This window comes from Acidocella aminolytica 101 = DSM 11237 (assembly GCF_900129125.1).
Lineage (GTDB): Bacteria > Pseudomonadota > Alphaproteobacteria > Acetobacterales > Acetobacteraceae > Acidocella > Acidocella aminolytica.
Map to the genome: position 1 here is coordinate 16,996 of NZ_FQVJ01000010.1, position 21,820 is coordinate 38,815.

Consider the following 21,820-nt stretch of genomic DNA (forward strand, 5'->3'; position numbering starts at 1 on the left):
GGGGCGCGCAAAAGACAAAACTAATAAGCTGCGTTATTATCCCGCCCGTTATGGGCATGGATGACAGACTCGATTTATTGACTTTGACCATGGTGGTCGCGCGCCTCACTCGTGTGGAGGCCGACCGCCGTGCGCGCCAGCACGGTATGACCCGCGCGCAATGGGGGATTCTCATTCACCTCCAGCGCCAGCCGGGGTTGAGCCAGAAGGAACTGGCGGATCTGCTTGAGGTGGAGCCGATCAGCGTTGCCCGTCTGGTGGACCGGCTGGAGAAAGTCGGGTTGGTGGAACGGCGGGCCGATGCGCAAGACAGGCGCATCTGGCGGCTGCATCTGCGCCCGGACGCGGCGCCGCTGATGGACGAGATTGACCGTCACCGGCGGGAAATCGCCGATTTCGTGACCGCGGGCATGTCCGAGGCTGAGCAGGAAGCCGTGATCAACGCCCTGCGCAGCATGAAAGCCAATCTACTACAAAGGCCAGGCATGGTTTGCCCGGTGACACAGAAGGAGACGGCCTGATGTCGCAAACCAATCTTACGGCCGGGGAACGTTCGGGCAGGGAAAAAGCCGCCCCCTCGCCAGAAACCGCAGCCCGTCGCCGCGCCCGACTGCGCCCAGTGCTGATGATTGGCGGTATTGTACTGGTAGCGCTAGCTTCGCTGCTCTACTGGCTGTTCGGCGGGCGCTATGTTTATACTGACGATGCTTATGTGAACGCGGCCAAAGTCTCGCTCTCAACCGATGTTACCGGCCTTGTTAATCAGATATATGTCCAGGACAATCAGTACGTCGCCGCTGGGCAAAAGCTGTTTGACCTGGGGCAGAAGAGTTTTGCCATCTCGGTAGAGGCCGCCCGCGCCCAGCTGGCCCAGACGGTGCAGGACATCAACGCCGCCAAGCACGGCTACCAGATGGCACAGGCGCAAATTGCCGCGCAGCAGGCGCAGGTGGAGTCGGATAAATCCAATCTTGCTCGCTATGCCGCCGTAGTGAAAACCGGCGGCGCTACCCGCGCGCAATATGACGATGCGCGGTTTGCTTTGCAGGGGGATGAGGCGAAGCTGAAGCAGATGCAGGCCGTCGCGGGCCAGCAGCTCGCCAAGCTGAGCGGCCAGCCTGATATCGACCCGACCAAGACCCCGCAATATCTGGCTGCCCTCGCCAATCTCAACCAGGCGCTGCTGAACCAGCAGCATAGCGTTGTCTATGCGCCATATTCAGGTACCGTCACACATGTTGAGAAATTACAGCCCGGCATGTTGCTGCCCGCCGGTACGGCGGCGTTCGGGCTGGTCTCGAACAAGGATGTTTACATCACCGCCCAGCCCAAGGAAAATCAGATGACCTGGGTGCGCCAGGGGCAGAGCGTGAACATTACGGTCGACGCGTACCCCGGTAAGCACTGGAAGGGGGAGGTGCAGAGTATTTCCCCCGCCACCGGCTCGCAATTCTCCATTCTGCCGGCGCAGAACTCCTCCGGCAACTGGGTGAAGGTGGTGCAGCGTATTCCGGTGCGGATCAAAATTCTCTCCGGCCCCAAGGACATGACCTTGCGGGCGGGGATGAGTGTTGAGATTTCAATCGACACCAACCATCACCGGCATCTGTCGGATCTGTTCTGATGGCCAGCAAGGCGGAGATCGAACTCGCCCCGCAAGCGCGTGCGATCGTCACGGTTTGCCTGATGATCGCAACGCTGATGCAGGCGTTAGATTCCACCATCGCTAACGTGGCGCTGCCTTACATGCAGGGCTCACTCTCCGCCTCTTATGATGAAATTACCTGGGTTCTGACCTCTTATGTGGTGATGGCCGCCATCATGACCGCCCCGGTGGGCTGGATGGCGGCGCGGTTCGGGCGGAAAAACCTTTTCATCACCTGCCTGATCGGGTTCACCGTGACCTCGATGCTCTGCGGCGTGGCGCAGAACCTGACCGAGATGGTGCTCTACCGGCTGCTGCAAGGCGCGTTCGGCGCTGCCCTGGTGCCGCTGTCGCAATCCACCATGATGGATATTTACCCGGTCGAGCAGCGTGGTGTTGCTATGTCTATCTGGGGCATGGGCGTGATGGTAGGGCCAATTCTGGGGCCGACACTGGGCGGCTATCTTACCGAGAATTTCACTTGGCGCTATGTGTTCTTCGTCAATCTGCCGTTCGGCATCATCGCCGTGCTGGGGCTGCTGCTGCTGATGCCCAAGCGCAAGCCGGTGGTCATGGGGCGGTTCGACTGGATCGGCTTTGGCGTGCTCTCGCTGGGGTTGGGGGCGCTGCAACTGGCGCTCGACCGTGGGCAGGAGCTGGACTGGTTGTCCTCCTCCACCATTGTCGCCGCGTTTATTCTGGCGGGGTTGGGGTTTTATTTGTTCATCGTCCACATGCTCACCGCCGAGCGGCCCTTTATTCCCCGTGCGGTTTTCGCGGACAGGAACTTCATCAGCGGGCTGATCACCATGCTACTGGTTGGCATGGTACTGCTGGCCTCCACCGCGCTGCTGGCGCCATTTCTGGAAAATCTGGGCAATTACCCGGTGGAGACGGCGGGGCTGGTGATGGCCCCGCGCGGCTTTGGCACCATGTTCGCTATGCTGATCGCCGGGCGGCTGACCGTGCGGATGGATTCGCGGCTACTGATCATGTTCGGCTTCGCGTTGCTGGGCTACTCCCTTTATATGCAGGAAGGCTGGACGCCCGATACCGGGGTGCCGCACATGATCCTCACGCTGGTGCTGCAAGGGGCAGCTCTGGGCTTTGTATTTGTGCCCCTGCAGGTGGTGGCGTTCTACACCCTGCCAGCTGAATTGCGGACCCAGGGCACATCCTTGCTTAACCTGTCGCGGAATGTGGGCAGCGCCATTGGCATTTCCGTCACCACGGCCATGCTCACCCGGATGACTCAATATATGCATGCCGATCTGGCGCAGCATATCACGCCCTTTGCACGCTCCTTGCAGGTGGGTGGGGCGGTGAGTCATTTCTGGAACCCCGCCACGGCGGATGGAGCGGCGCAACTGAACCAACTTGTTACCACCCAGGCGCAGATCATTGCCTATATCGACGATTACAAGCTGATGTTCCTCTCCACTTTGCCGGCGGCGGCCTGCCTGCTGCTCATGCGCAAGCCGCTTCAAGTGCCGGAAGCGCAGACCGAACCTGTGGTGGTGGATTAAATGGCTCTGAAAGCCGCTTAATCGACATAATCCTTGGTTAGAGCCTTGAAAATAAGGCGGCTGCCTCCCACACCTGATAAGTGCATTACACAGCGTTAAGATTTTCCGCGGCCCGCCGAAGGCAGGAGGGGCGGGGCGCGGGGATGGCTAAACAAAAACTAAACAAGAGAGACGCCCAATGACCCCAACGATGTTTCAGTTTGCTCCATCGGCCTATGTGCCTCTGGGACTCGCCTTTTTCGGTCTCGGCACGGGTTATTTGATTTTCGGTCCGCAGGAATTATTCGGCTACCCAGACAAAAGCGAGGCCAGCGAAATCACCAATGGTTGGTGGGGCTTCTGGATGCCTGGGATGCTGCAATTTCTCTGCGGCACCTACATCCTGGTTGGCCTTACTTGGTTCAACGTGTTTGGCACAGCCGGTAAAGCCACACCGCTTTATGCCGCCGGTATTGAAACCACGGTGTTCGGTATTCACTGGCTGGCCATGGGGCTCAGCCGGATGCGCGGTGCTTCGATTGTGCCAAACGGCTATATGGCCGTCGCCTTCTTCCTAGTGTCACTGCTCGGCCTCATCGTGTTCGACGCGGCGGGCGATATGCCCGTGACGTTGCTGTTCGCTGGGCTGATGGCGGTTTATTTCTTCGAGTTCTTTTACTGCTTTGACCTGGCGATGCCGTTCAGCAAAAAGGCGCTCGGGCTGGTGCATATCCTAACGGGTCTGCTTCTGATGTATCTGACCTTTGGAATTGTGCTCAATCTGTCACTCGGCTGGCACGTTTACATTTAAGATTAAGACGAAAAAAGGCGGCCCAAAAGGCCGCCTTGCAAGGGAGACGTTAGCGCGCCCCGCTCAACGGGCGGGCTTGGGCGGGGTTGTGCTGTAATCATAAAAGCCGCGGCCGGATTTGCGGCCCAGCCAGCCTGCATTCACATATTTCACCAGCAACGGGGCAGGGCGGTATTTATCCTCGCCCAGCTCCTGATGTAGCACGCGCATGATGGAGAGCAGCGTATCCAGCCCGATAAAATCGGCCAGCGTTAGCGGGCCCATTGGGTGGTTAGCGCCCAGCTTCATCGCGTCGTCGATGGAGGTTACGTCCGCGACACCTTCTGCCAGAGCGAAGATAGCCTCGTTCAGCATCGGGCAGAGCAGGCGGTTGACGATGAAGCCCGGCGCATCCTGGGCGGTGGCGGAGGTTTTGTTCAGCTTACCCGCGAGCTCAGCGGCCGCCTGATAGGTGACGTCAGACGTGGCGAGGCCACGGATGATCTCCACCAGCTTCATCATCGGCACCGGGTTGAAGAAATGCAGCCCGATGAATTTTTCCGGTCGGCCGGACAGTGCCGCAAGCTCGGTGATGGAGATAGAGGAAGTGTTGGAGGCCAGAATGGTCTCCGGTGCCAGCACATCCTTCAGTTCTTTATAAATGCTCTCCTTGATTTCCAGCCTCTCGGGCACTGCCTCGATCACGATATCGGTGACCTTGAGCACATGGTAATCGGTGGAGGAGGTGAGGCGGCCAAGGGCCGCCGCCTTGTCTTCCGCCGTGAGGCTGCCCTTGGAGACTTGGCGGTCCATGTTTTTCTCGATGGTCGCCAGACCTTTTGTCAGGGCCGCCTCGAAGGCGTCCACAAGCACCACGTCAAAACCAGAAATCAGCCCCGCGTGTGCGATGCCATTTCCCATCAAACCCGCGCCAATGACTCCGATTTTGCTGATGCTCATGATTACAGGGCCTTCTCCAGTTCAGGAAGTACGGTGAAGAGGTCACCGACCAGGCCGTAATCAGCCACCTGGAAAATCGGCGCGTCTTCATCCTTATTGATGGCTACGATCACCTTGGAATCCTTCATGCCCGCCAGATGCTGGATGGCACCGGAGATCCCCACGGCGATATAAAGGTCAGGCGCCACGATCTTGCCAGTCTGGCCGACCTGGTAATCGTTCGGCACATAGCCAGCATCCACAGCGGCACGGGAGGCGCCAACAGCAGCCCCCAGCTTATCCGCAATCGGGTCAATCAGCTTGGTGAAATTCTCACCATTCTGCATCCCGCGCCCGCCGGAGATAATCACCCGTGCCGCGGTGAGTTCCGGACGCTCGGACTTGGAAATTTCCTCACCGACATAAGAGGACTTGCCCTCATTCGCGGCGGCGGCAACATTTTCGACGGCAGCCGAACCACCCTCGGCCGGGACCGGGTCGAAGGAGGAGGCGCGAACCGTCAGTACCTTTTTCGCGTCGGCAGATTTCACCGTGGCCAACGCATTGCCCGCATAGATCGGGCGCACAAAGGTATCTGCATCCATCACGTCCGAAATATCGGAGATTGGCTGGACATCCAGCAGTGCGGCGACGCGCGGCAGCACATTCTTGCCGGCGGCCGTGGCGGCCTGGAGAATGTGGCTGTACTGGCCCGCCACCGAGATGATCAGCGCCGCCATCGGCTCGGCCAGATGATGCGCGTAGGCGGGGTCATCCGCCACCAACACCTTGGCCACGCCGGAAATTTTCGCGGCTTCCCCGACCACGGCGCCAATGCCCTGGCCTGCCACCAGAACATGCACCTCGCCCAGCTTGGCTGCGGCGGCAATGGCGGAACGCGAAGGCTGCTTGATGCCAGAGGCGTCAAAATCGAGAACAACCAGAGCAGTCATGGTCAGATCACCTTCGCTTCGTTGCGGAGTTTTTCGACGAGCGTCGCCACATCCGGCACCTTGATGCCAGCTTTGCGCGCCGACGGTTCATTGACATTGATCGTCGTCAAACGCGGCGTGACATCCACGTTAAGATCGGCGGGTTTGAGTGTGTCGATCGCCTTTTTACGAGCCTTCATGATGTTCGGCAGCGAGGCATAGCGCGGCTCGTTTAGGCGCAGATCGGCGGTGATAACGGCGGGCAGGCTCAGCTTCACCGTCTCCAGTCCACCATCCACCTCACGGGTGACCGTGGCGGCCCCATCTGCGACCTCAACTTTGGAGGCAAAGGTGCCCTGCGGCCAGCCCAGCAGGGCGGCGAGCATCTGGCCGGTGGCGTTCATGTCGTCATCAATGGCCTGCTTGCCCAGAATGACCGCGTCAACCTCTTCCTTAAGCGCCACTTCCTTCAGAATTTTCGCCACGGCGAGCGGTTCCACCGCCACGTCGGTTTCTACCAGAATACCACGGTCGGCACCCATGGCGAGCCCGGTGCGGATGGTCTCCTGCGCCTGGGCCACGCCGATAGAGACCACGATGATCTCACTCGCGACGCCTTTTTCTTTCAGGCGCACAGCTTCCTCGACGGCGATTTCATCGAACGGATTCATCGACATTTTAACGCCGGCGGTCTCAACGCCAGACTTGTCCGCTTTTACCCGGACTTTGACGTTGTAATCGACCACCCGCTTCACGGCGACCAGCAATTTCATGTTTACAAATACCTCTGTACTGACCCGGATTGGGGGGTGAGCCTTGATAGGCAATGCTCCGGCCCTTGGATAGTCTTTATTTACTCATGAGTAAATAAACTCAAGAGAGGTGCTTTAACCGCGCCATCGCGTCCTTGATATCGGCCAGGGGGGCGCAATAGCTTAGCCGGAAATAGCGCGCGCCGCGCTCTGAATCGAAATCCAGCCCCGGCGTGGCAGCAATATTCTGCTCCGCCAGCAACCGGTTGCAGAAGGCGACACTGTCCGCCGCACGGTCTTCGATATCGGCATAGACGTAAAACGCGCCGTCCGGCGGGGAGAAAGTCGGGAACCCGGCCGCGCGCAGGCCGTGCATCATCACCTCCCGCGCCTCTGCGTAAGTGGCGCGGTTGGCCTGCAATTCCTCATGGCAGTCCAAAGCCGCCTCCGCCGCAATCTGCGAGATATGGGAAGCGGAGATGAACAAGTTTTGTGCCAGCCGCTCGGTTATCCGTACCATGTCTTCCGGCAGTACCAGCCAGCCGATTCGCCAGCCGGTCATCGAAAAATATTTAGAAAAGGAGTTCACCACGATGGCGCTGTCAGAAAACTGCGCCGCGCTGGCCTGGGTCTTACCGTAAGTCAGGCCGTGGTAAATCTCGTCCGAGATCAGGCGGATACCGTTTGCATCGCAATAGCGGCACAGGGAGGCCAGCGCTTCGGGGGCGAGCATGGAGCCGGTGGGGTTGGCGGGGCTGGCGAGAATCAGCCCATCTGGTTTCTCCGGCAGGGCGTCCAGCATCTCGATGGTGGGTTGAAACCCGGTCTCGATCCCGCAGGGCAGCACCACGGGGTTCAGTCCGAGCGCCTTTAACGTGTTGAAATAAGGCGGGTAATAAGGCGAGGCGAGGGCCACCTTGTCGCCTTGGTCGAAGCTGGACAAAAACGCTAACGGAAACGCACCCGAAGCGCCGAAGGTCACGGCGATGCGGGTGGGAGAAACCTCCGCCCCATACCAGTCCGCGATATGCCGGGCGATGCGCGCCCGCAAGGCTGGGCGGCCAAGACCCTCCGTATAACCCAGCGCGTCACCGCTTTGCAGCGCGGCCTGCACCGCCGCTCTTGCGCCGTACGGCAGGCCAGTGCCGGGCTGGCCGACTTCCATCCGCAGGATTTTCGGTGCCTCTGGTGGCAATGTGGCGGCCCGCGCATTGGCGGTCTGGATCACATCCATCACCCTGAAGGGCGGTACAATCCGCCCCGCACCGGTCTTCAGAACCAATGTTTACCGTCCGCCAATGGCCAGGCCGTTACTGCCAGGTGCCACGTTGGCGTGGCAGCTTGCCTCACCACCCGGCACGTCTTTGGGGCAGGAGATGACATTGGCCCGGCCCGGCGCGGGCACCGGCTTGTTGTTGCCGGTCAGCGCGTTGCTCAGGCCGATTTTGGCGGCGGTTTCCGCCTCGTTCTGCCCGGTGCCGGAGACCGCGGCGCGGAAGGCATAGCTGCCGGAGGTATAAGCCATGCTGGCGGCCAGTTGCGGCGTGGGGGTGGTGCGCGGCGAGGCCGCAAGCAGCACGCCCGTACCCGGCGCGAACCGACCGGTGCCGAACAGATTGTTCATTGAGGTCACGCAGATCACCGAGCCGCCATGCTTGTCCAACGTCATGAAGCTCGCGGAGGCGGGCAGCGCCTTGCCGGCCTCAGCCGGGACGGCGGGCAGGCTGGCCACGTCATAGCCGTTTTGCCGGCTTGCATCCGGGGTGCCATATTGGGGCGTGGCGCTAATGAGGTCCTGTGCTGTCAGCCCGCCTCCCGCCGCATCGGCGGCGGCGGCAAACTGGGCGGCATTATTGCCCGCATACAGTCCGCTCACGCCATTCACTCGCAGATTTTCCAGCGTGGTGGCGAGGCTGGGCTGCTGGAAGGTGGCGCCCTCCGGCAGCAAAGTGCCGTTGGGGGCGAAGATGGAAGCGGCCTGCGGGTCGGCCAGCAGGGCATTGCCCACCACTTTCAGGTCGGATTCGAGCGCCTGCGAGATCTGCGCCCCGCCTGCCAGACGTTCAGCGGGCACAATCACGGCGGATTGCGGTAACTGCCCATAGCGTGCCTGCATGGCCAGCAGGCCGCGCGCCAGCAAGGGCACGGCGGCGGGGCGGCTGCCGCTGGTGGCGGCAGGCGCGCCAGCCGGGAAGCTCAGCATCACCGGCTTCTGCATCTTGCCCGCGGCGTCGGGCATTTTGATCAAACAGGCGCCGCCGCCGCCAAGCCCGCCACGGGAGGGCAGGGTGACGGCCTGGGCGAAGCCTTCTGCCACTGCCGCATCCACGGCATTGCCGCCATGGTTTAGAATATCCTGGCCTACCAGAGCGGCCTGCGGCTCATCCGCCACGGCATAGCCAAACACGGAGGGCACGGCGCCTGGGGCGCTGGCTCCGCTATTCAGCCCGAAAAGCTGATGGCCGACGGTCTGGCCCGCGCCGCAACCGGCGAGCAAGGTAAGGGTGGCGAGGGCGCTGAGGGTGCGGAGGCGGTTCTGCAAACTGAATAACCCTTGAGACACTGACCCGGCCTGCTTAGCCGCGAAAGGCATGACGGGCAACGCCGCTTCAGACCACCGGCGGGGCCGGGCGCTCAAGAAACACCACATCGCGTGGACGGCGCTGCAGGACCTGCCCGCCATCAATCACCAGCGTCTGGCCGTGGTAGGACGGAGTGGTGAGGATAAAATCCACCGCGTTCAAAATCTGTTCTGGGGTACAGCCTTGGCCCATCGGGTTGTTGCGGTGGCTGCGCTCGAACTCCTCCTCGGTTTGCAAACCGCTGATCAGCGTGATGCCGGGGGCAATGCCCGCCACGCGCAAGGTGGGGGCCATGGCCATGGCCTGCATCTGGATCATGCCCTGCAGCGCTACCTTGGACAGGCTGTAGGAGAAATAATCCGGGTTAAGGCCAAAAACCTTATTATCCACGATATTGATGGCAAGCCCCTTTGCCCCGCGCGCCGCCAAAGAGGCGTGTAAATTCCGCGTCAGCAGCACCGGCGCAAAGAGATTCACGCGCATATGCGCCTCCAGCCCAGCGGGAGAGACGCTGGCGGCGGTGTCATATTCAAAGCCAGACGCGCTGTTGACCAGCATTTCCAACGGGCAGATGGCCTCGCAGTCCCGGTAAAGCTGCTCCACCTCATCGGTATTGCCTAGATCCGCGCCGACAGCGGTAGCCCGCCCGCCCTGGGCGATGATGTCGGCCACCACCTCCCGTGCGCCCTCGGCGGACTGGTTGTGATGCACAAAGACATGCCAGCCCTTGGCCCCCATATGGCGGGCAATGGCTGCCCCCAGCCTTCTGCCGCCACCCGTCACGAGCACGCCTTGCATTTCACTCTCCTTAAGACACTTGGCCTTGGCGACCATGCCGCCCCGGATAGACGAGACAGGCCGGAAACCCAAGCCCCCGACCAAGTTCCCTCACGGGTCTTGCATTGTACTAATAGCTGCTAGGCTTTTCGTGGTTTGATCTTGCCAGCATTTCACATCCGGTGCATTGCACCGCATCATTACGCTGGTCCATAAAGGACTTGTGTTTGGTTCTTGGAGTTTGCCTTGCCGATGACGCCCCAATCGCCTGCCGACCCGGTCACTTTGACGCATCTACAGCGCCTGGAGGCCGAATCCATCCATATTATGCGCGAGGTCGTCGCGGAGACAGACAAGCCGGTGATGCTCTATTCTGTCGGTAAGGACAGTGCGGTGATGCTGCATTTGGCGCGCAAGGCGTTCTACCCCGCGCCGCCGCCCTTCCCGCTGCTGCACGTGGATACGACCTGGAAGTTCAAGGCCATGTACGAGCTGCGCGACCGCATGGCCAAGGAAAGCGGCATGGAGCTGCTGGTCTATCAGAACCCCGAGGCCAAGGAGAAAGGGATCAACCCGTTCGACCACGGCCCGCTGCATACCGATATGTGGAAGACCGAGGGGTTGAAGCAGGCGCTGGACAAATACGGCTTCGACGCGGCCTTTGGCGGCGCCCGCCGTGATGAGGAAAAGAGCCGTGCGAAGGAGCGCATCTTCTCCTTCCGCTCGGCCAATCACCGCTGGGACCCGAAGAACCAGCGCCCGGAATTATGGAACCTCTATAACGCCCGTAAGAACAAGGGTGAGAGCATCCGCGTGTTTCCCATTTCCAATTGGACCGAGCTGGATATCTGGCAATACATCCATCTCGAAAACATTCCCATCGTGCCGCTTTATTTCGCCGCCGAACGGCCAGTGGTGGAGCGTGACGGGCTGTTAATCATGGTCGATGACGAACGTTTCCGCTTGAACCCCGGCGAGGTGCCGAAGCAGAGATCCGTGCGGTTCCGCACGTTGGGCTGCTACCCGCTCTCCGGTGCAGTGGACAGCAAGGCGCAAACTATCACCGAGGTGATTCAAGAAACTTTGCTCACCACAACCTCTGAGCGCCAGGGCCGGGTGATCGACAAGGATTCAGGCGGCGCCAGCATGGAAAAGAAGAAGCAGGAGGGGTATTTCTGATGAGCGAGATCCAGGAAAGCTCCTACAAGGTCGATTCACTGATCGCCCAGGATATCGACGCCTATTTGGTAAAGCACCAGCATAAATCACTGCTGCGCTTCATCACTTGCGGCTCCGTGGATGACGGCAAATCCACCCTCATCGGCCGGTTGCTTTACGATTCAAAGATGATCTTCGAAGATCAGCTCGCCGCGTTGGAAGCCGATTCCAAAAAGGTCGGCACGCAGGGGCAGAATATTGATTTCGCGCTGCTGGTGGACGGACTCGCCGCCGAACGCGAGCAGGGCATCACCATCGATGTGGCGTACCGTTTCTTCGCCACCGAGAAGCGCAAATTCATCGTCGCCGACACGCCCGGCCACGAGCAATATACGCGCAACATGGTCACAGGCGCCTCCACGGCGGATCTGGCGGTGATTCTCATCGATGCGCGCAAGGGAGTGCTGACGCAGACGCGCCGCCACTCCTACCTCGCCCATCTCATCGGCATCCGCCATATCGTGCTGGCGGTGAACAAGATGGACCTGATCGGCTACGACCAGGACAAGTACGACGCTATCGTGGCCGAGTACCGCAAATTTGCGGCCAGCATCGGCATCAAACAATTCACCCCCATGCCAATTTCCGGCTATATGGGCGACAACATCACCACTCGGTCTGAGAACACGCCCTGGTACACTGGCGTGCCCCTGGTGGAGTTCCTGGAAACGGTGGAGCTGGACGTGACCGCCGACCAAGCCAAGCCCTTCCGTCTGCCGGTGCAGTGGGTAAACCGCCCGAATCTTGACTTCCGCGGGTTTGCTGGGCAACTGGCTAGCGGCGTGGTGAAGCCGGGTGACGAGGTGCGTCTTCTGCCTTCCGGCAAAACCTCCAAGATCACGCGCATTGTCAGCTTCGACGGCGATCTGGACCAGGCGGTGGCCGGGCAGTCCGTGACGCTGTGCTTTGCTGACGAGATCGATTGCTCGCGTGGCGATGTCATCACCCCGGCCGATGCGCCGGTGCAGGTGGCGGACCAGTTCGAGGCCACGATCGTCTGGATGTCCGACGAGGCCATGACCCCGGGCCGCGCCTACTGGATCAAGCTTGGCACGCAAACCGTGTCCGCCTCCTTCCAGGCGCCGAAATACCAGGTCAACGTCAACACGCTGGAACATGCGGCGGCGAAGACGCTGGAGCTGAATTCCATTGGCGTCACTACGCTGATTACCGATCGTTCCATTCCCTTCGAGCCGTATGAGCAGAATCGCGAGTTGGGCGGTTTCATCATCATCGACAAGATGACCAACGCCACCGTCGGTGCGGGCATGCTGAACTTCTCGCTGCGCCGCTCGCAGAATGTACATTGGCAGCCGCTGGATGTGTCGCGTGAGACCCATGCGAACCTGAAGAATCAGAAGCCTGCTGTGCTTTGGTTCACCGGGTTTTCCGGGGCGGGCAAATCCACCATCGCCAATCTGGTCGAAAAGCGCTTGGTGCGGATGAACCGCCATACTTTCCTGCTGGATGGCGATAATGTCCGCCACGGTCTCAACAAGGATCTTGGCTTTACCGAGGCCGACCGCATCGAGAACATCCGCCGCGTGGGCGAGGTGGCGAAGTTGATGACAGATGCCGGTCTCATCGTCATCACCGCCTTCATCTCGCCCTTCCGTTCGGAGCGCGAGATGGTCCGCAAGATGATGGCGCCGGGTGAGTTCATCGAAATTTTCATCGACACCGCCTTGGTAGAAGCCGAGCGGCGTGACGTGAAGGGGCTCTATAAAAAGGCACGTTCCGGCGAGCTGAAGAACTTCACCGGCATAGACAGCCCCTATGAAGCGCCGGAAGACCCGGAGATTCACATCAACACAGCGAAGATGACGCCAGAGCAGGCAGCTGACCTCATCATTGAAAGGCTGATTCCATGACCGATCTGGAATTGGCGAAGATCATTTCTGAAGGTGCTGGCAAGATCTTGCTGGAGCTGCGCGCCACCGGCCTTTTTGAAGGAAAGGCGCTCGGCAAAGTGGGGGACCGCATGGCCAATGAGTTTATCATGACCGCGTTGCGCGAAACCCGCCCGGACGATGCGGTGCTGTCCGAGGAAGAGAAAGACAACGCCGATCGGCTCTCCGCCGAGCGTGTTTGGATTGTGGATCCGCTGGATGGCACGCGTGAATATGGTGAGTGCCGGACGGATTGGGCGGTACATATCGCGCTGTCCATCGGCGGCAAGCCAGCCATCGGCGCAGTGGCGCTGCCGGGGCTGGGGCAGGTCTTGCTCTCAGAGCCGCAGCCTTTGCCGGAGATTGCGCCCAAACTGCGCGTGCTGGTCAGCCGCACCCGTCCCGCGAAGGAAGCTCTGGCCGTGGCCGAGGCACTGAACGCCGAACTGGTGCCGATGGGCTCCGCCGGTGCGAAGGCGATGGCCGTGCTGCGTGGCGAGGCGGATATTTATTTGCACACGGGCGGGCAATACGAGTGGGATAATTGCGCCCCCGCCGCGGTTGCCCTGGCCGCCGGTCTGCACGCCACCCGCGCGGATGGCTCACCTTTGGTTTACAACAACGCCGACCCTTATTTGCCGGATCTGCTGATCTGCCAGAAGGAGCTGGCGCCAAAAGTTTTGGAAGCTCTGGCTAAGGTTCCGGCCTGAAGTTTTTAAATTTTTCGTGAGAGCTTTTTGAAAAAAGCTCCCACGAAGTGCTTTTAAAACCCGTATTTCACCACGCGGTCATTGCTGGCCAGCAACTGTTTATACCGGCTCAGCGCCAGCAACGGGAAGAAACGGGGATAGCCGTGATATTTCAGGTAAAATACACGCGGGAACCCAACCGCGTTATAAGGGGCTTCCTTCCAGCTGCCATCTTCGCCCTGCACGGCCTGTAGGTAACCAATCCCGCGCTTTACGGCCTCATGGTCCGTCATGCCCGCCGCCATCAGCCCCAGCAGCGCCCAGGCGGTCTGGCTTGGCAGGCTTTCCGCGGCATGGCCGTGGAACTCGCCGGGCGGGGCGTCGCCATAGCTTTCATTGTCCTCACCCCAGCCGCCATCCTCGCGCTGTTTGGCAAGCAGCCAGGCGGTCGCCTTTATCATCATAGGGTCGTTATGCGCCACGCCCGCCACGTTCAGTGCGCACAGCACGGACCAGGTGCCGTAAATATAATTCGTGCCCCAGCGGCCGAACCAAGAGCCGTCTGGCTTCTGCGTCTCACGCAAATAGGCAATGCCGCGCTCAATCGCGGGTCGGTCTTCCGTGTACCCCAGCTGGGCGAGGAAGGAGATACAGCGCGCGGACACATCTTCCGTCGGGGGGTCCAGCAATGCGCCATGGTCCGCGAAGGGGATATGGTTGAGGTACTGGCGATCGTTATTGATATCAAACGCCCCCCACGCCCCGTTGGTCGACTGCATGCCGATAATCCATTCCCGCGCGCGGGAGATTGCTTCGGCATATTTCGGGTCGCCAGCGCGGTGCAGCAGCATGGCGGCCACGGCTGTGTCGTCCACATCCGGGTAATGCGGGTTGTTGTACTGGAAGGCCCAGCCGCCGGGGCGCGTGCCGGGGGTGTTGTCCGCCCAGTCGCCCACCACGTTCAGTTCCTGGCGCGGGATCAGCCAGTCGCACGCTTCGGCCACGGCCTGGGCTTCCCCGGCTTCGGCCAGCGCGTGCCCGGCCAGGGCCGTATCCCACACCGGGGAGAGGCAAGGCTGGCAATAGGCTTCGTCTTCTTTGACCACCAACAGCTTGCGGACCGAGCCCCAGGCAATGTCGAAATTATCTTTGTCGCCCAGGTAATCGAACATCATCGTGGCGTTTGCCATGGCGGGGTAGATGGCGCCCAGCCCGTCCTCGCCATTCAGCCGTTCGATAATCCAGTCCCGTGCCTTGGCCTCCGCTTTGGCGCGGGAGCCTTTGGGGAAGAACGGCTCGGCCACGCGCAGAACGTCGTCCAGCACCTTGAACACCGGCCCCCATGCGGATTTATACGGGCCGCGAATCCAGTCCTTCACCTCGGCGGGGTTGGTGCGGAACAGCTCGTCGATGCGGATATTGCGCGGGTTGCGGGCCAGCGGCTTGCGGCTGGCCAGGAACATCAGCGGTACCATCACCGTGCGGGACCAATAGGAGACTTTACGCATGGTAAAGGGAAACCAGTCCGGCATCAGCACGGCCTCAATGGGGATCACAGGGCAGGCTTCCCAAGGCACAGCGCCAAACAAGGCCATCTGGAATCGCGTGAACACGTTGGAGCGCTCGGCCCCGCCCGCGGCCAGAATCGCCTTGCGCGCGCGGACCATGTGCGGCGCTTGAGGGGAATCACCCAGCGCCTTCAGCGCGAAATACGCCTTCACCGAACAGGAAAGGTCCATCTTGCCGCCATGAAATAGCGGCCAGCCCCCCTGGCAGGTCTCGTAATCGCCCTGGATGCGGCGCAGATACACGCCAATCTTGGCCTGGAGCCCGTCGTCAATCCGGTCCAGATAATGCTCTAGCAGCACATATTCGGCCGGAATGGTGGCGTCTGCCTCCAGCTCGTAGCAATAATGTCCGTCCGTCCGTTGCTCAGCCGTCAGGGAGGCACGGGCCAACTCGATCGAATTGTCCAGAATCGCGTTCATTTCAAGCGATTTGGCAGTTTTCATAAGGCTTTGCCAGTCCCCGGGTCAGCATGGCTGAAATCAGGACGTTGCCAGCAGCGCCGCCACCGCGTTTTCGCCGGAGCGTATGGCGCCCTCAATGGTCGCGGGCAGGCCGGTATCCGTCCAGTCTCCGGCCAGAACCACGCCAGAGCACGGGCTTTGTGGACCGGGGCGTTTGGCAAGCTGCTCGGGCGTGCAAGCAAAAGTGGCGCGTTTTTCCCACAGCACCCGGCATTGGGGCTGGGCCGGCGGTAAGCCAAAAGCCTTGGAAAGTTCCGCCCAGACCTGTGCGGCAATCGTCTCCTGGCTCAGATGTCCATAGCGGTTCGCCGCCGAGATGGTGACCGAGACCACACTCTCCCGCGCGAACACCCATTCCGCCATGCTGCCCAGTAGCCCGTAAAATCCCGCCTCGCCCGGGGGCATTTGTGTTTTGAAGTGCAGATTGCAGATAGATTCAAACGCATCCGGCACGGTTAGGTCTGGCATCAGCTCCTTCGCGGTCCAGGGCGGTACGGCGAGCACGGCCTTCTGGCCTGGAGGCAGTCTGGTCACGCGCATGCCGAATCGGATCTCCACGCCGCGCTGTTGCAGCCAGTCCAAAGCCGGGTCCACAAAGCTTTCAGACAAGCCTACCCGCGCCCAGCGCGGCACGGCGGCAAAACCGCCGCGTTCCACCGTTTCCGCCAGCACCGCGCCCAGGGGCTGGGCGGCAGCGACGTCCGGCATGGTGTTCAAGGCAGCGATGGCCAGTGGTTCCAGCAGCCTAGTATAAACCGCCCCGCCGCCCACCAGCGGTTCCACCAGATCCTCCGGCCTGGATTTGAGCAGCTTTTTCAGCGCCAGATAATGCCAGACGCGGGTGCCGGGTACGCGGTCGCCGGGTTTTAAAATCCACCAGGGAAAATGCCCCTGATTAAGCCGCAAGGTCCAGCTTTCGCCGGTTTTTGTGTCCGTGAACGGAAAAACCGGGTGGTTTGGCCCGGTCAGTGTCTCCCGCGCCCCGATACGGTCCAGATACGCCAGCGCGGAGACATTGCCCGAAAGCAGCAGATGGTTGCCATTATCAATCCGGCAGCCGAGCGGCTTGTCGAAATATGAGCGCGCGCGCCCGCCGGCCCGAGGGGCGGCTTCAAACAGCGTTACCTCGTGCCCCAGTTCTACGAGGCGGCAGGCGGCGGAAAGCCCGGCCAGCCCGGCGCCGATGACATTGACCCTCATGCCCGTTTCCTCAGCCCGCCAGCAGCCGTGCCGCCAGCATCAGCTTTTTCCATTTTGGCAGTGAGACGCGGCCCTTCGCGTAATCGAAATTCCGCCGCCGCAGAATATCTAGCAGCGGGCGGTAGCTGGCTTCCATCATCTGGGCCGGGCGCATGGCTTTGGTATTGCAGAGGGCCATGGCGTTGTTGGCGCGGGTGAAATTCTGCTCCGCCATCTCTGCCACGCGGGTGCAGACTTGCGGCAGGGCGGGCGCGGTGAGAATGCGCGCGGGGTCTGTTGTCACGCCTTCCGCGGCCAGAAACTCGCCGGGCAGATAAATCCGCCCGCGTTCCGCATCTTCCGCCACGTCACGCAATATGTTGGTCAGTTGCAACCCGCGCCCCAGCGCGTGCGCCACCTCGTCCGCCGCCGGGGAGGCGTCCCCGAACACTCGTACAGACAGCCGCCCCACGGCGGAGGCCACGCGGTCGCAATAAAGGTCCAGTTCCGCCAGAGAGGGCGCGATAATAGGCTCGCCTGCATCCATCTCCATGCCGTCAATGATGGCGATAAAATCTTCCCGGCGGACCTGGTAATCTTGAATCGCAGAAAGCAGGGTTCTGGTTATCGGGCTGTCCGCCTCGGCGCGCTCGTATAGAGCGGCGATGCGTTGGCGCCAGGCTTCCAGTTCACTCTGCTTGGAGGTGAAGTCGCGGCCTTCCTCATCGGCAATGTCGTCCACCACGCGACAAAAGGCGTAGATGGCATACATTGCGTCCCGGCGCGCCGGCGGCAAAATCTTCATGCCGTGATAGAAGGAGGTGCCGGAGGCTTTCACCAGGTTGGTGACATAGGCGGTATCGTCGGGGCTGATCATGGTGCGTATTTCAGCCCTTTCAGACTGGCGGTGAGAACATCCAGCTTGGAGAGTTTTATCCGCGTGGCCAGCGGGTCGCCATGGCGCAGCAGCACGGTCAGCCGGTTGGCGAGGGCGCAGATAATGGCGGTTTCAATCCGCAGGCGGCGGGATTTGACGCGTTTGGGAAGGTCAGCAGCGGTGCGGTTTAGGTCTTGTGTCGCGTCCAGCATTTTATCGAACACGGCGCGCAGGGCGGGGGTTGTTTCCGGGCGGGCGATGTCGTCCGTCGAGAGCCCGGCCTCGTGCAGCCAGTCCTGCGGGACGTAGCAGCGGTCCAGATCGCGGAGGTCCTTGGCGCAGTCCTGCAGATGGTTCAGCACCTGCAAGGAGGCGCATAGTGCGTCCGAAGGGCCCCAGGTGTCGAGGGATTCGCCGTGCACATCGAGTACATACCGGCCCACCGGGGCGGCGGAGTAGCGGCAATAATGCAGCAGCTCGGCCCAGTTTTCGTAACGGGTCTTGATCACGTCCTGTCGGAAGGCCACCAGCAGCTCGCGCGCATGGGCGGCGGGCACGCCGGATTCGGCCAAAGACCGGCGCAGCTTGGTGGCGCTGGCGCTGCCGGTTTCCTCGGCACCGGTGAGCACGGCCTCCATCGCGTTCAGCCGTGCAAGTTTTTCTTCCGGCGAAAGGGTGGGGCTGTCCGAGATATCGTCCGCGTTGCGGGCAAAATCGTAATAGGCATGGACCCGGGCGCGCAGCGGCTTGGCGATTAGCAAGGAGGCGACGGGAAAATTCTCATCCCCCTTATCCTTGCCGGACCAAGCCTCCACGCTTTTGCGGCCTTTGGCGCGGGTGGGGGCGGTGTTGTCGTTGGCGATCATGAGGGCTCCCCCGTATAGGCGCGCGCCTTCCATTTGGCGCCGCGCCCCAGCCAGTAATTCACCGCCGAGCCGACGGTGGCGGCCATGTAGAATAAGGCGATGGCGGGCAGGGCGATGGCGTAGGCACGGTGGACGTTATAGCGGTCCAGCGTCGGGAAATAGGTCAGCGCGGCGATGGACCAGATAGCCAGCCCCAGGGCCGCGCGCCAGCCAAAGCCGGTGCAGAGCGTGGCGAAGGGGAACACCAGCCACACCAGCGCCAGTCCGATGATGGTGCCGATGAGGATGAATGCCGAATAGCGCAGCTGGGTGAAGGCGGTGCGGGCGATCATGTCCCAGATGTCTTTGGCCACCGGGTAGGGGCGGATGGAGGTGGCGAGGTTCGAATGGCCGAGGTAAACCGGCCCTGTTTTCTTGACCTTGGCGGCCAGGGTCACGTCGTCGATCAACGCGTCCCGCATCGCCTCCAGCCCACCAATACGCTCCAGCGCCGCGCGTTTGATGAGCACCGTGCCGCCTGCGCCTGCCGCCACGCGTGAACGCGGGTTGTTCACGCGGGCGAAGGGGTAGAGCATCTGGAAGAAATAGATGAAGGCGGGGATGAGGAATTTCTCCGGCAGGGAGGTGCAGTTCAGCCGCACCATCTCGGAAACCATCTCCAGCCTGTCCGTTTTCATTTTCGCGACCAGTGTGGAGAGATGGCGCGGGTCGTGGGTGATGTCCGCATCCGCGAATAAAATTACCGGCGCGGTACTGGCGGCGGCCCCTTGGCTTAGCGCCCAGAGTTTGCCGGACCAGCCGGGCGGCTTCTCCTGCCCGGTGAGGATGGTTAGGCGCTCATGCGTGCCGGCGGCCTCGGCGGTACCGTCGGTGGAATTGTCGTCCACTAGGATCACGCGGAAATGGCCCGGATAATCCTGCGACACCAGCGAGGCGATAACTGGGGCGATGGTTTCTACCTCGTCCCGCGCGGGGATGATGATGTCTACATCCGGCGTGTCCAACGGTGTGGCGGGGGCAAGCTCGGGCGTGGAATCCCAGAACCGGCCATGGAAAAAGGCCAGATACAGCCAGATGGCGAATGAGAGCAGCAGGATCATGCGAGCATCCCCTCTTTGCGGAACCAGGTCAGCGCATCCTCAACCGCGCGGGCGGCGGGGCGAGGCGCATAGCCCAGTTCAGTTTCGGCTTTCTCAGCGGAGAAAAACATTTTTTTCTTTGCCATTCTAAGAATATCAGGCGTCATTAAGGGCGTTTTGCCGGTGCGCTCTGCCACGCGCTCCATCATCCAGGCCAGCGGCATTAGCGGGGTAACGGGCAGGCGGATGGTGGGCGCCTTGCGGCCGCTGGCCTGGGCCACCAGGGCCAGCAGGTCCCGCAGCATCAGATCCTCGCCGCCGAGAATATAAACCTCGCCCTGGCGGCCTTTTTCCAGCGCTAGCAGATGCCCGGTGGCGACATCGTCCACATGCACCACGTTGAGGCCGGTATCCACATAAGCGGGCATTTTGCCGCGCGCGGCGTCCAGTACCATCTGGCCGGTCGGGGTGGGTTTGATATCGCCGGGACCGACGGGGGTGGAGGGGTTCGCGATCACGATGTTTTGCGTCTGCGCCAGGGCGCGCACGGCCTGCTCGGCATCGTACTTGCTCTGCTTATAGGCGCCGACATGGTGGGCAGGCTTGATAAGGGTGGTTTCGTCCGCTGGGCTGCCGTCATCCGTGAGGCCCAGAGCGGCGACGGAACTGGTATAGACGCTGCGTTCCACCCCGGCAACGGCGGCGGCGCGCAGCAGGGCGAGCGTACCGTCGATATTCACCTGTCGCATAGCCGCCACGTCCGGTACCCAGAGTCGGTAGTCCGCCGCGACATGCAGAAGGTAGCGGCATCCGTTCAGCGCGGCGGCGAAGCTTTCAGGTTCAGCGAGGTCCAGATACACGGTTTCCGCCCCCAAAGCGGCGAGATTCCGGCGGGATGAGCCGTGCCTGGCCGTGACACGCACCTGATATCCGGCGCTCTGGGCCGCGCGGGCCACCGCCGCGCCGACAAATCCAGTCGCCCCCGTGATCAGCACCAGATCGCCCTGCGCCACTCTTTGAACCTCGTGTTTTTCTGCCATTACCGGCGCGAACATATACCCGCCGGGTCACTGGCTGTAGAACCTATTGCAGCTTTTGGCGCAACCATGAGGATGAAGATGAACGAGATTCGTGTGATCCCCACCGAGACGGCCGCCAGTGAAGAGGATGTGATCTCGGCCGACTTCCAGGCCCGCCATTGGGACTTTCCCGAGAGGGGCGCGATCCGTGTTGGTTCGGAAGAGCATTATCGCATGTTCACGGCGCTGCTAGGGGCAACCTACAACCCCTATAAGCCCGCCGTGCTGGACTGGCCGAAGCTGGAGCCGGAGACGCTGCAGCGCATCACCTCCCTGCCGATCTGGGATATCGCGGTGCAGACCGAGATTAAGGCGGCGGCGCGGATTGCGTTTTTCGCCCAGACGGTGCCGCATGAGGCGCTGCGGGCGGCGCTGCTGCACATGTCCGGCGAGGAGGCGCGGCATAAGGATGTGCTCTCCCGCCTAGTGGGGGCGTATGACATTCCGATGAAGCCTGAGCCGTATTACGCCCTGCCCAACGATGCGGAGTGGGGCTGGCTGGTGACGGGATTCTCTGAATGCGTGGATAGCTTCTTCGCCTACGGGCTGTTCGAGATGGCCAAGCGCTCCGGCTATTTTCCGGAGAAGCTGGTGGAGACGTTCGAGCCGGTGGTGCAGGAGGAGGGGCGGCATATTCTGTTCTTCGCCAACTGGCTTGCCTGGCACAGGGCGAATTTGCCCTGGCATAAGCGCATTTGGTTCGAGTTGAAGGTTTGGGCGGTGTGGGGCTTCCTGATCTACGAACGCATCGGCATCGCCAAGGATGTGGACGGGCTGGAAGGGGCGGACGCCAACTTCACCATGAACGGCTCCGCCGCCATCAGCGATGAAATGGATCTGCACACACTTTTGGCAATTTGTCTGGAAGAGGATAAGAAGCGCATGGCAGGCTACGATTCGCGCCTCAGGCGTCCCACGACAATGCCATTCCTGGGGCGTATCGGCTTAACCGCCCTGCGATTGAAAAAACGTATAACGGGACGTTGAGCAAA

The 21,820-nt window shown here is 61.3% G+C and carries 20 protein-coding genes; 8 read left to right on the forward strand and 12 right to left on the reverse strand.

Features of this window, described 5'->3' with window-relative positions:
• Nucleotides 1-56 precede the first annotated feature (56 nt).
• The 4 genes from BUB54_RS07115 (at nucleotide 57) to BUB54_RS07130 (ending at nucleotide 3,961) form a co-directional block, all read left to right on the forward strand.
• A complete protein-coding gene (locus BUB54_RS07115) occupies nucleotides 57-521 on the forward strand; it encodes a MarR family winged helix-turn-helix transcriptional regulator (RefSeq protein WP_073211418.1) in 465 nt (154 codons plus the stop codon).
• Nucleotides 521-1,624, forward strand: a complete 1,104-nt coding sequence (locus BUB54_RS07120) for an HlyD family secretion protein (RefSeq protein WP_048877301.1) — start codon at nucleotides 521-523, stop codon at nucleotides 1,622-1,624. The genes BUB54_RS07115 and BUB54_RS07120 overlap by 1 nt, the downstream gene beginning before the upstream one ends.
• On the forward strand, nucleotides 1,624-3,171 hold the full coding sequence (locus BUB54_RS07125) for a DHA2 family efflux MFS transporter permease subunit (RefSeq protein WP_048877300.1): 1,548 nt from the start codon (nucleotides 1,624-1,626) through the stop codon (nucleotides 3,169-3,171). Before BUB54_RS07120 ends, BUB54_RS07125 begins: the two co-directional genes overlap by 1 nt.
• Before the next feature lie 178 nt (nucleotides 3,172-3,349).
• Nucleotides 3,350-3,961 carry a hypothetical protein gene (locus BUB54_RS07130; RefSeq protein ID WP_241869285.1) on the forward strand — a complete coding sequence of 204 codons (612 nt, stop codon included), beginning with the start codon at nucleotides 3,350-3,352 and terminating at the stop codon, nucleotides 3,959-3,961.
• 63 nt (nucleotides 3,962-4,024) lie between these two features.
• On the opposite strand, the gene BUB54_RS07135 is transcribed toward BUB54_RS07130, so the two are convergent.
• The 6 genes from BUB54_RS07135 to BUB54_RS07160 all read right to left on the reverse strand — a co-directional run bounded on the left by BUB54_RS07135 (nucleotide 4,025) and on the right by BUB54_RS07160 (nucleotide 9,943).
• Nucleotides 4,025-4,900, reverse strand: a complete 876-nt coding sequence (locus tag BUB54_RS07135) for a 3-hydroxybutyryl-CoA dehydrogenase (RefSeq protein ID WP_048877299.1) — start codon at nucleotides 4,898-4,900, stop codon at nucleotides 4,025-4,027.
• A gap of 2 nt (nucleotides 4,901-4,902) precedes the next feature.
• A complete protein-coding gene (locus BUB54_RS07140; protein WP_048877298.1) occupies nucleotides 4,903-5,832 on the reverse strand; it encodes an FAD-binding protein in 930 nt (309 codons plus the stop codon).
• Between the two features lie 2 nt (nucleotides 5,833-5,834).
• Complete coding sequence (locus tag BUB54_RS07145) at nucleotides 5,835-6,584, reverse strand: electron transfer flavoprotein subunit beta/FixA family protein (RefSeq protein ID WP_048877297.1); 750 nt, start codon at nucleotides 6,582-6,584, stop codon at nucleotides 5,835-5,837.
• Between the two features lie 100 nt (nucleotides 6,585-6,684).
• On the reverse strand, nucleotides 6,685-7,845 hold the full coding sequence (locus BUB54_RS07150) for a pyridoxal phosphate-dependent aminotransferase (protein WP_048877296.1): 1,161 nt from the start codon (nucleotides 7,843-7,845) through the stop codon (nucleotides 6,685-6,687).
• Between the two features lie 3 nt (nucleotides 7,846-7,848).
• A complete protein-coding gene (locus BUB54_RS07155; RefSeq protein WP_073211421.1) occupies nucleotides 7,849-9,105 on the reverse strand; it encodes a gamma-glutamyltransferase in 1,257 nt (418 codons plus the stop codon).
• Between the two features lie 67 nt (nucleotides 9,106-9,172).
• The gene (locus BUB54_RS07160; protein ID WP_048878548.1) at nucleotides 9,173-9,943 is read right to left on the reverse strand and encodes an SDR family NAD(P)-dependent oxidoreductase; all 771 of its coding nucleotides are present in this window, start codon (nucleotides 9,941-9,943) and stop codon (nucleotides 9,173-9,175) included.
• A 231-nt stretch (nucleotides 9,944-10,174) separates the two neighbouring features.
• Here BUB54_RS07160 and cysD point away from each other — a divergent pair, with 231 nt between their 5' ends.
• The 3 genes from cysD to BUB54_RS07175 are packed head-to-tail and all read left to right on the forward strand — an operon-like array spanning nucleotide 10,175 to nucleotide 13,739.
• Nucleotides 10,175-11,101, forward strand: coding sequence for a sulfate adenylyltransferase subunit CysD (cysD, locus tag BUB54_RS07165; protein WP_048878549.1), 927 nt, complete (start codon nucleotides 10,175-10,177; stop codon nucleotides 11,099-11,101).
• Nucleotides 11,101-13,011, forward strand: coding sequence for a sulfate adenylyltransferase subunit CysN (gene cysN / locus BUB54_RS07170; RefSeq protein ID WP_048878550.1), 1,911 nt, complete (start codon nucleotides 11,101-11,103; stop codon nucleotides 13,009-13,011). The genes cysD and cysN overlap by 1 nt, the downstream gene beginning before the upstream one ends.
• Nucleotides 13,008-13,739: a 3'(2'),5'-bisphosphate nucleotidase CysQ gene (locus BUB54_RS07175; RefSeq protein ID WP_048878551.1), complete on the forward strand. Its 732-nt coding sequence runs from the start codon at nucleotides 13,008-13,010 to the stop codon at nucleotides 13,737-13,739. Before cysN ends, BUB54_RS07175 begins: the two co-directional genes overlap by 4 nt.
• Nucleotides 13,740-13,792: 53 nt before the next feature.
• Here BUB54_RS07175 and shc read toward each other — a convergent pair whose 3' ends face one another.
• Genes shc through hpnA form a run of 6 tightly spaced genes read right to left on the reverse strand, consistent with a single transcriptional unit; the run spans nucleotide 13,793 to nucleotide 20,789 of the window.
• A complete protein-coding gene (shc, locus tag BUB54_RS07180; RefSeq protein ID WP_048878552.1) occupies nucleotides 13,793-15,730 on the reverse strand; it encodes a squalene--hopene cyclase in 1,938 nt (645 codons plus the stop codon).
• 36 nt (nucleotides 15,731-15,766) lie between these two features.
• Nucleotides 15,767-16,948 (reverse strand): hydroxysqualene dehydroxylase HpnE, encoded by a 1,182-nt coding sequence (gene hpnE / locus BUB54_RS07185; RefSeq protein WP_048878553.1) that lies wholly within the window; start codon nucleotides 16,946-16,948, stop codon nucleotides 15,767-15,769.
• 10 nt (nucleotides 16,949-16,958) lie between these two features.
• Entirely contained in the window at nucleotides 16,959-17,804 is an 846-nt protein-coding gene (gene hpnD, locus BUB54_RS07190; RefSeq protein ID WP_048878554.1) for a presqualene diphosphate synthase HpnD, read from the reverse strand.
• Nucleotides 17,801-18,670: a squalene synthase HpnC gene (hpnC, locus tag BUB54_RS07195; RefSeq protein WP_082075631.1), complete on the reverse strand. Its 870-nt coding sequence runs from the start codon at nucleotides 18,668-18,670 to the stop codon at nucleotides 17,801-17,803. Before hpnC ends, hpnD begins: the two co-directional genes overlap by 4 nt.
• Nucleotides 18,667-19,770: a glycosyltransferase gene (locus BUB54_RS07200; protein WP_048878555.1), complete on the reverse strand. Its 1,104-nt coding sequence runs from the start codon at nucleotides 19,768-19,770 to the stop codon at nucleotides 18,667-18,669. The genes hpnC and BUB54_RS07200 overlap by 4 nt, the downstream gene beginning before the upstream one ends.
• Nucleotides 19,767-20,789, reverse strand: coding sequence for a hopanoid-associated sugar epimerase (gene hpnA, locus BUB54_RS07205; protein WP_048878587.1), 1,023 nt, complete (start codon nucleotides 20,787-20,789; stop codon nucleotides 19,767-19,769). The genes BUB54_RS07200 and hpnA overlap by 4 nt, the downstream gene beginning before the upstream one ends.
• A 78-nt stretch (nucleotides 20,790-20,867) precedes the next feature.
• Here hpnA and BUB54_RS07210 point away from each other — a divergent pair, with 78 nt between their 5' ends.
• Nucleotides 20,868-21,815: an aminomethyltransferase gene (locus BUB54_RS07210; RefSeq protein WP_048878588.1), complete on the forward strand. Its 948-nt coding sequence runs from the start codon at nucleotides 20,868-20,870 to the stop codon at nucleotides 21,813-21,815.
• The last annotated feature ends 5 nt before the right edge of the window (nucleotides 21,816-21,820 follow it).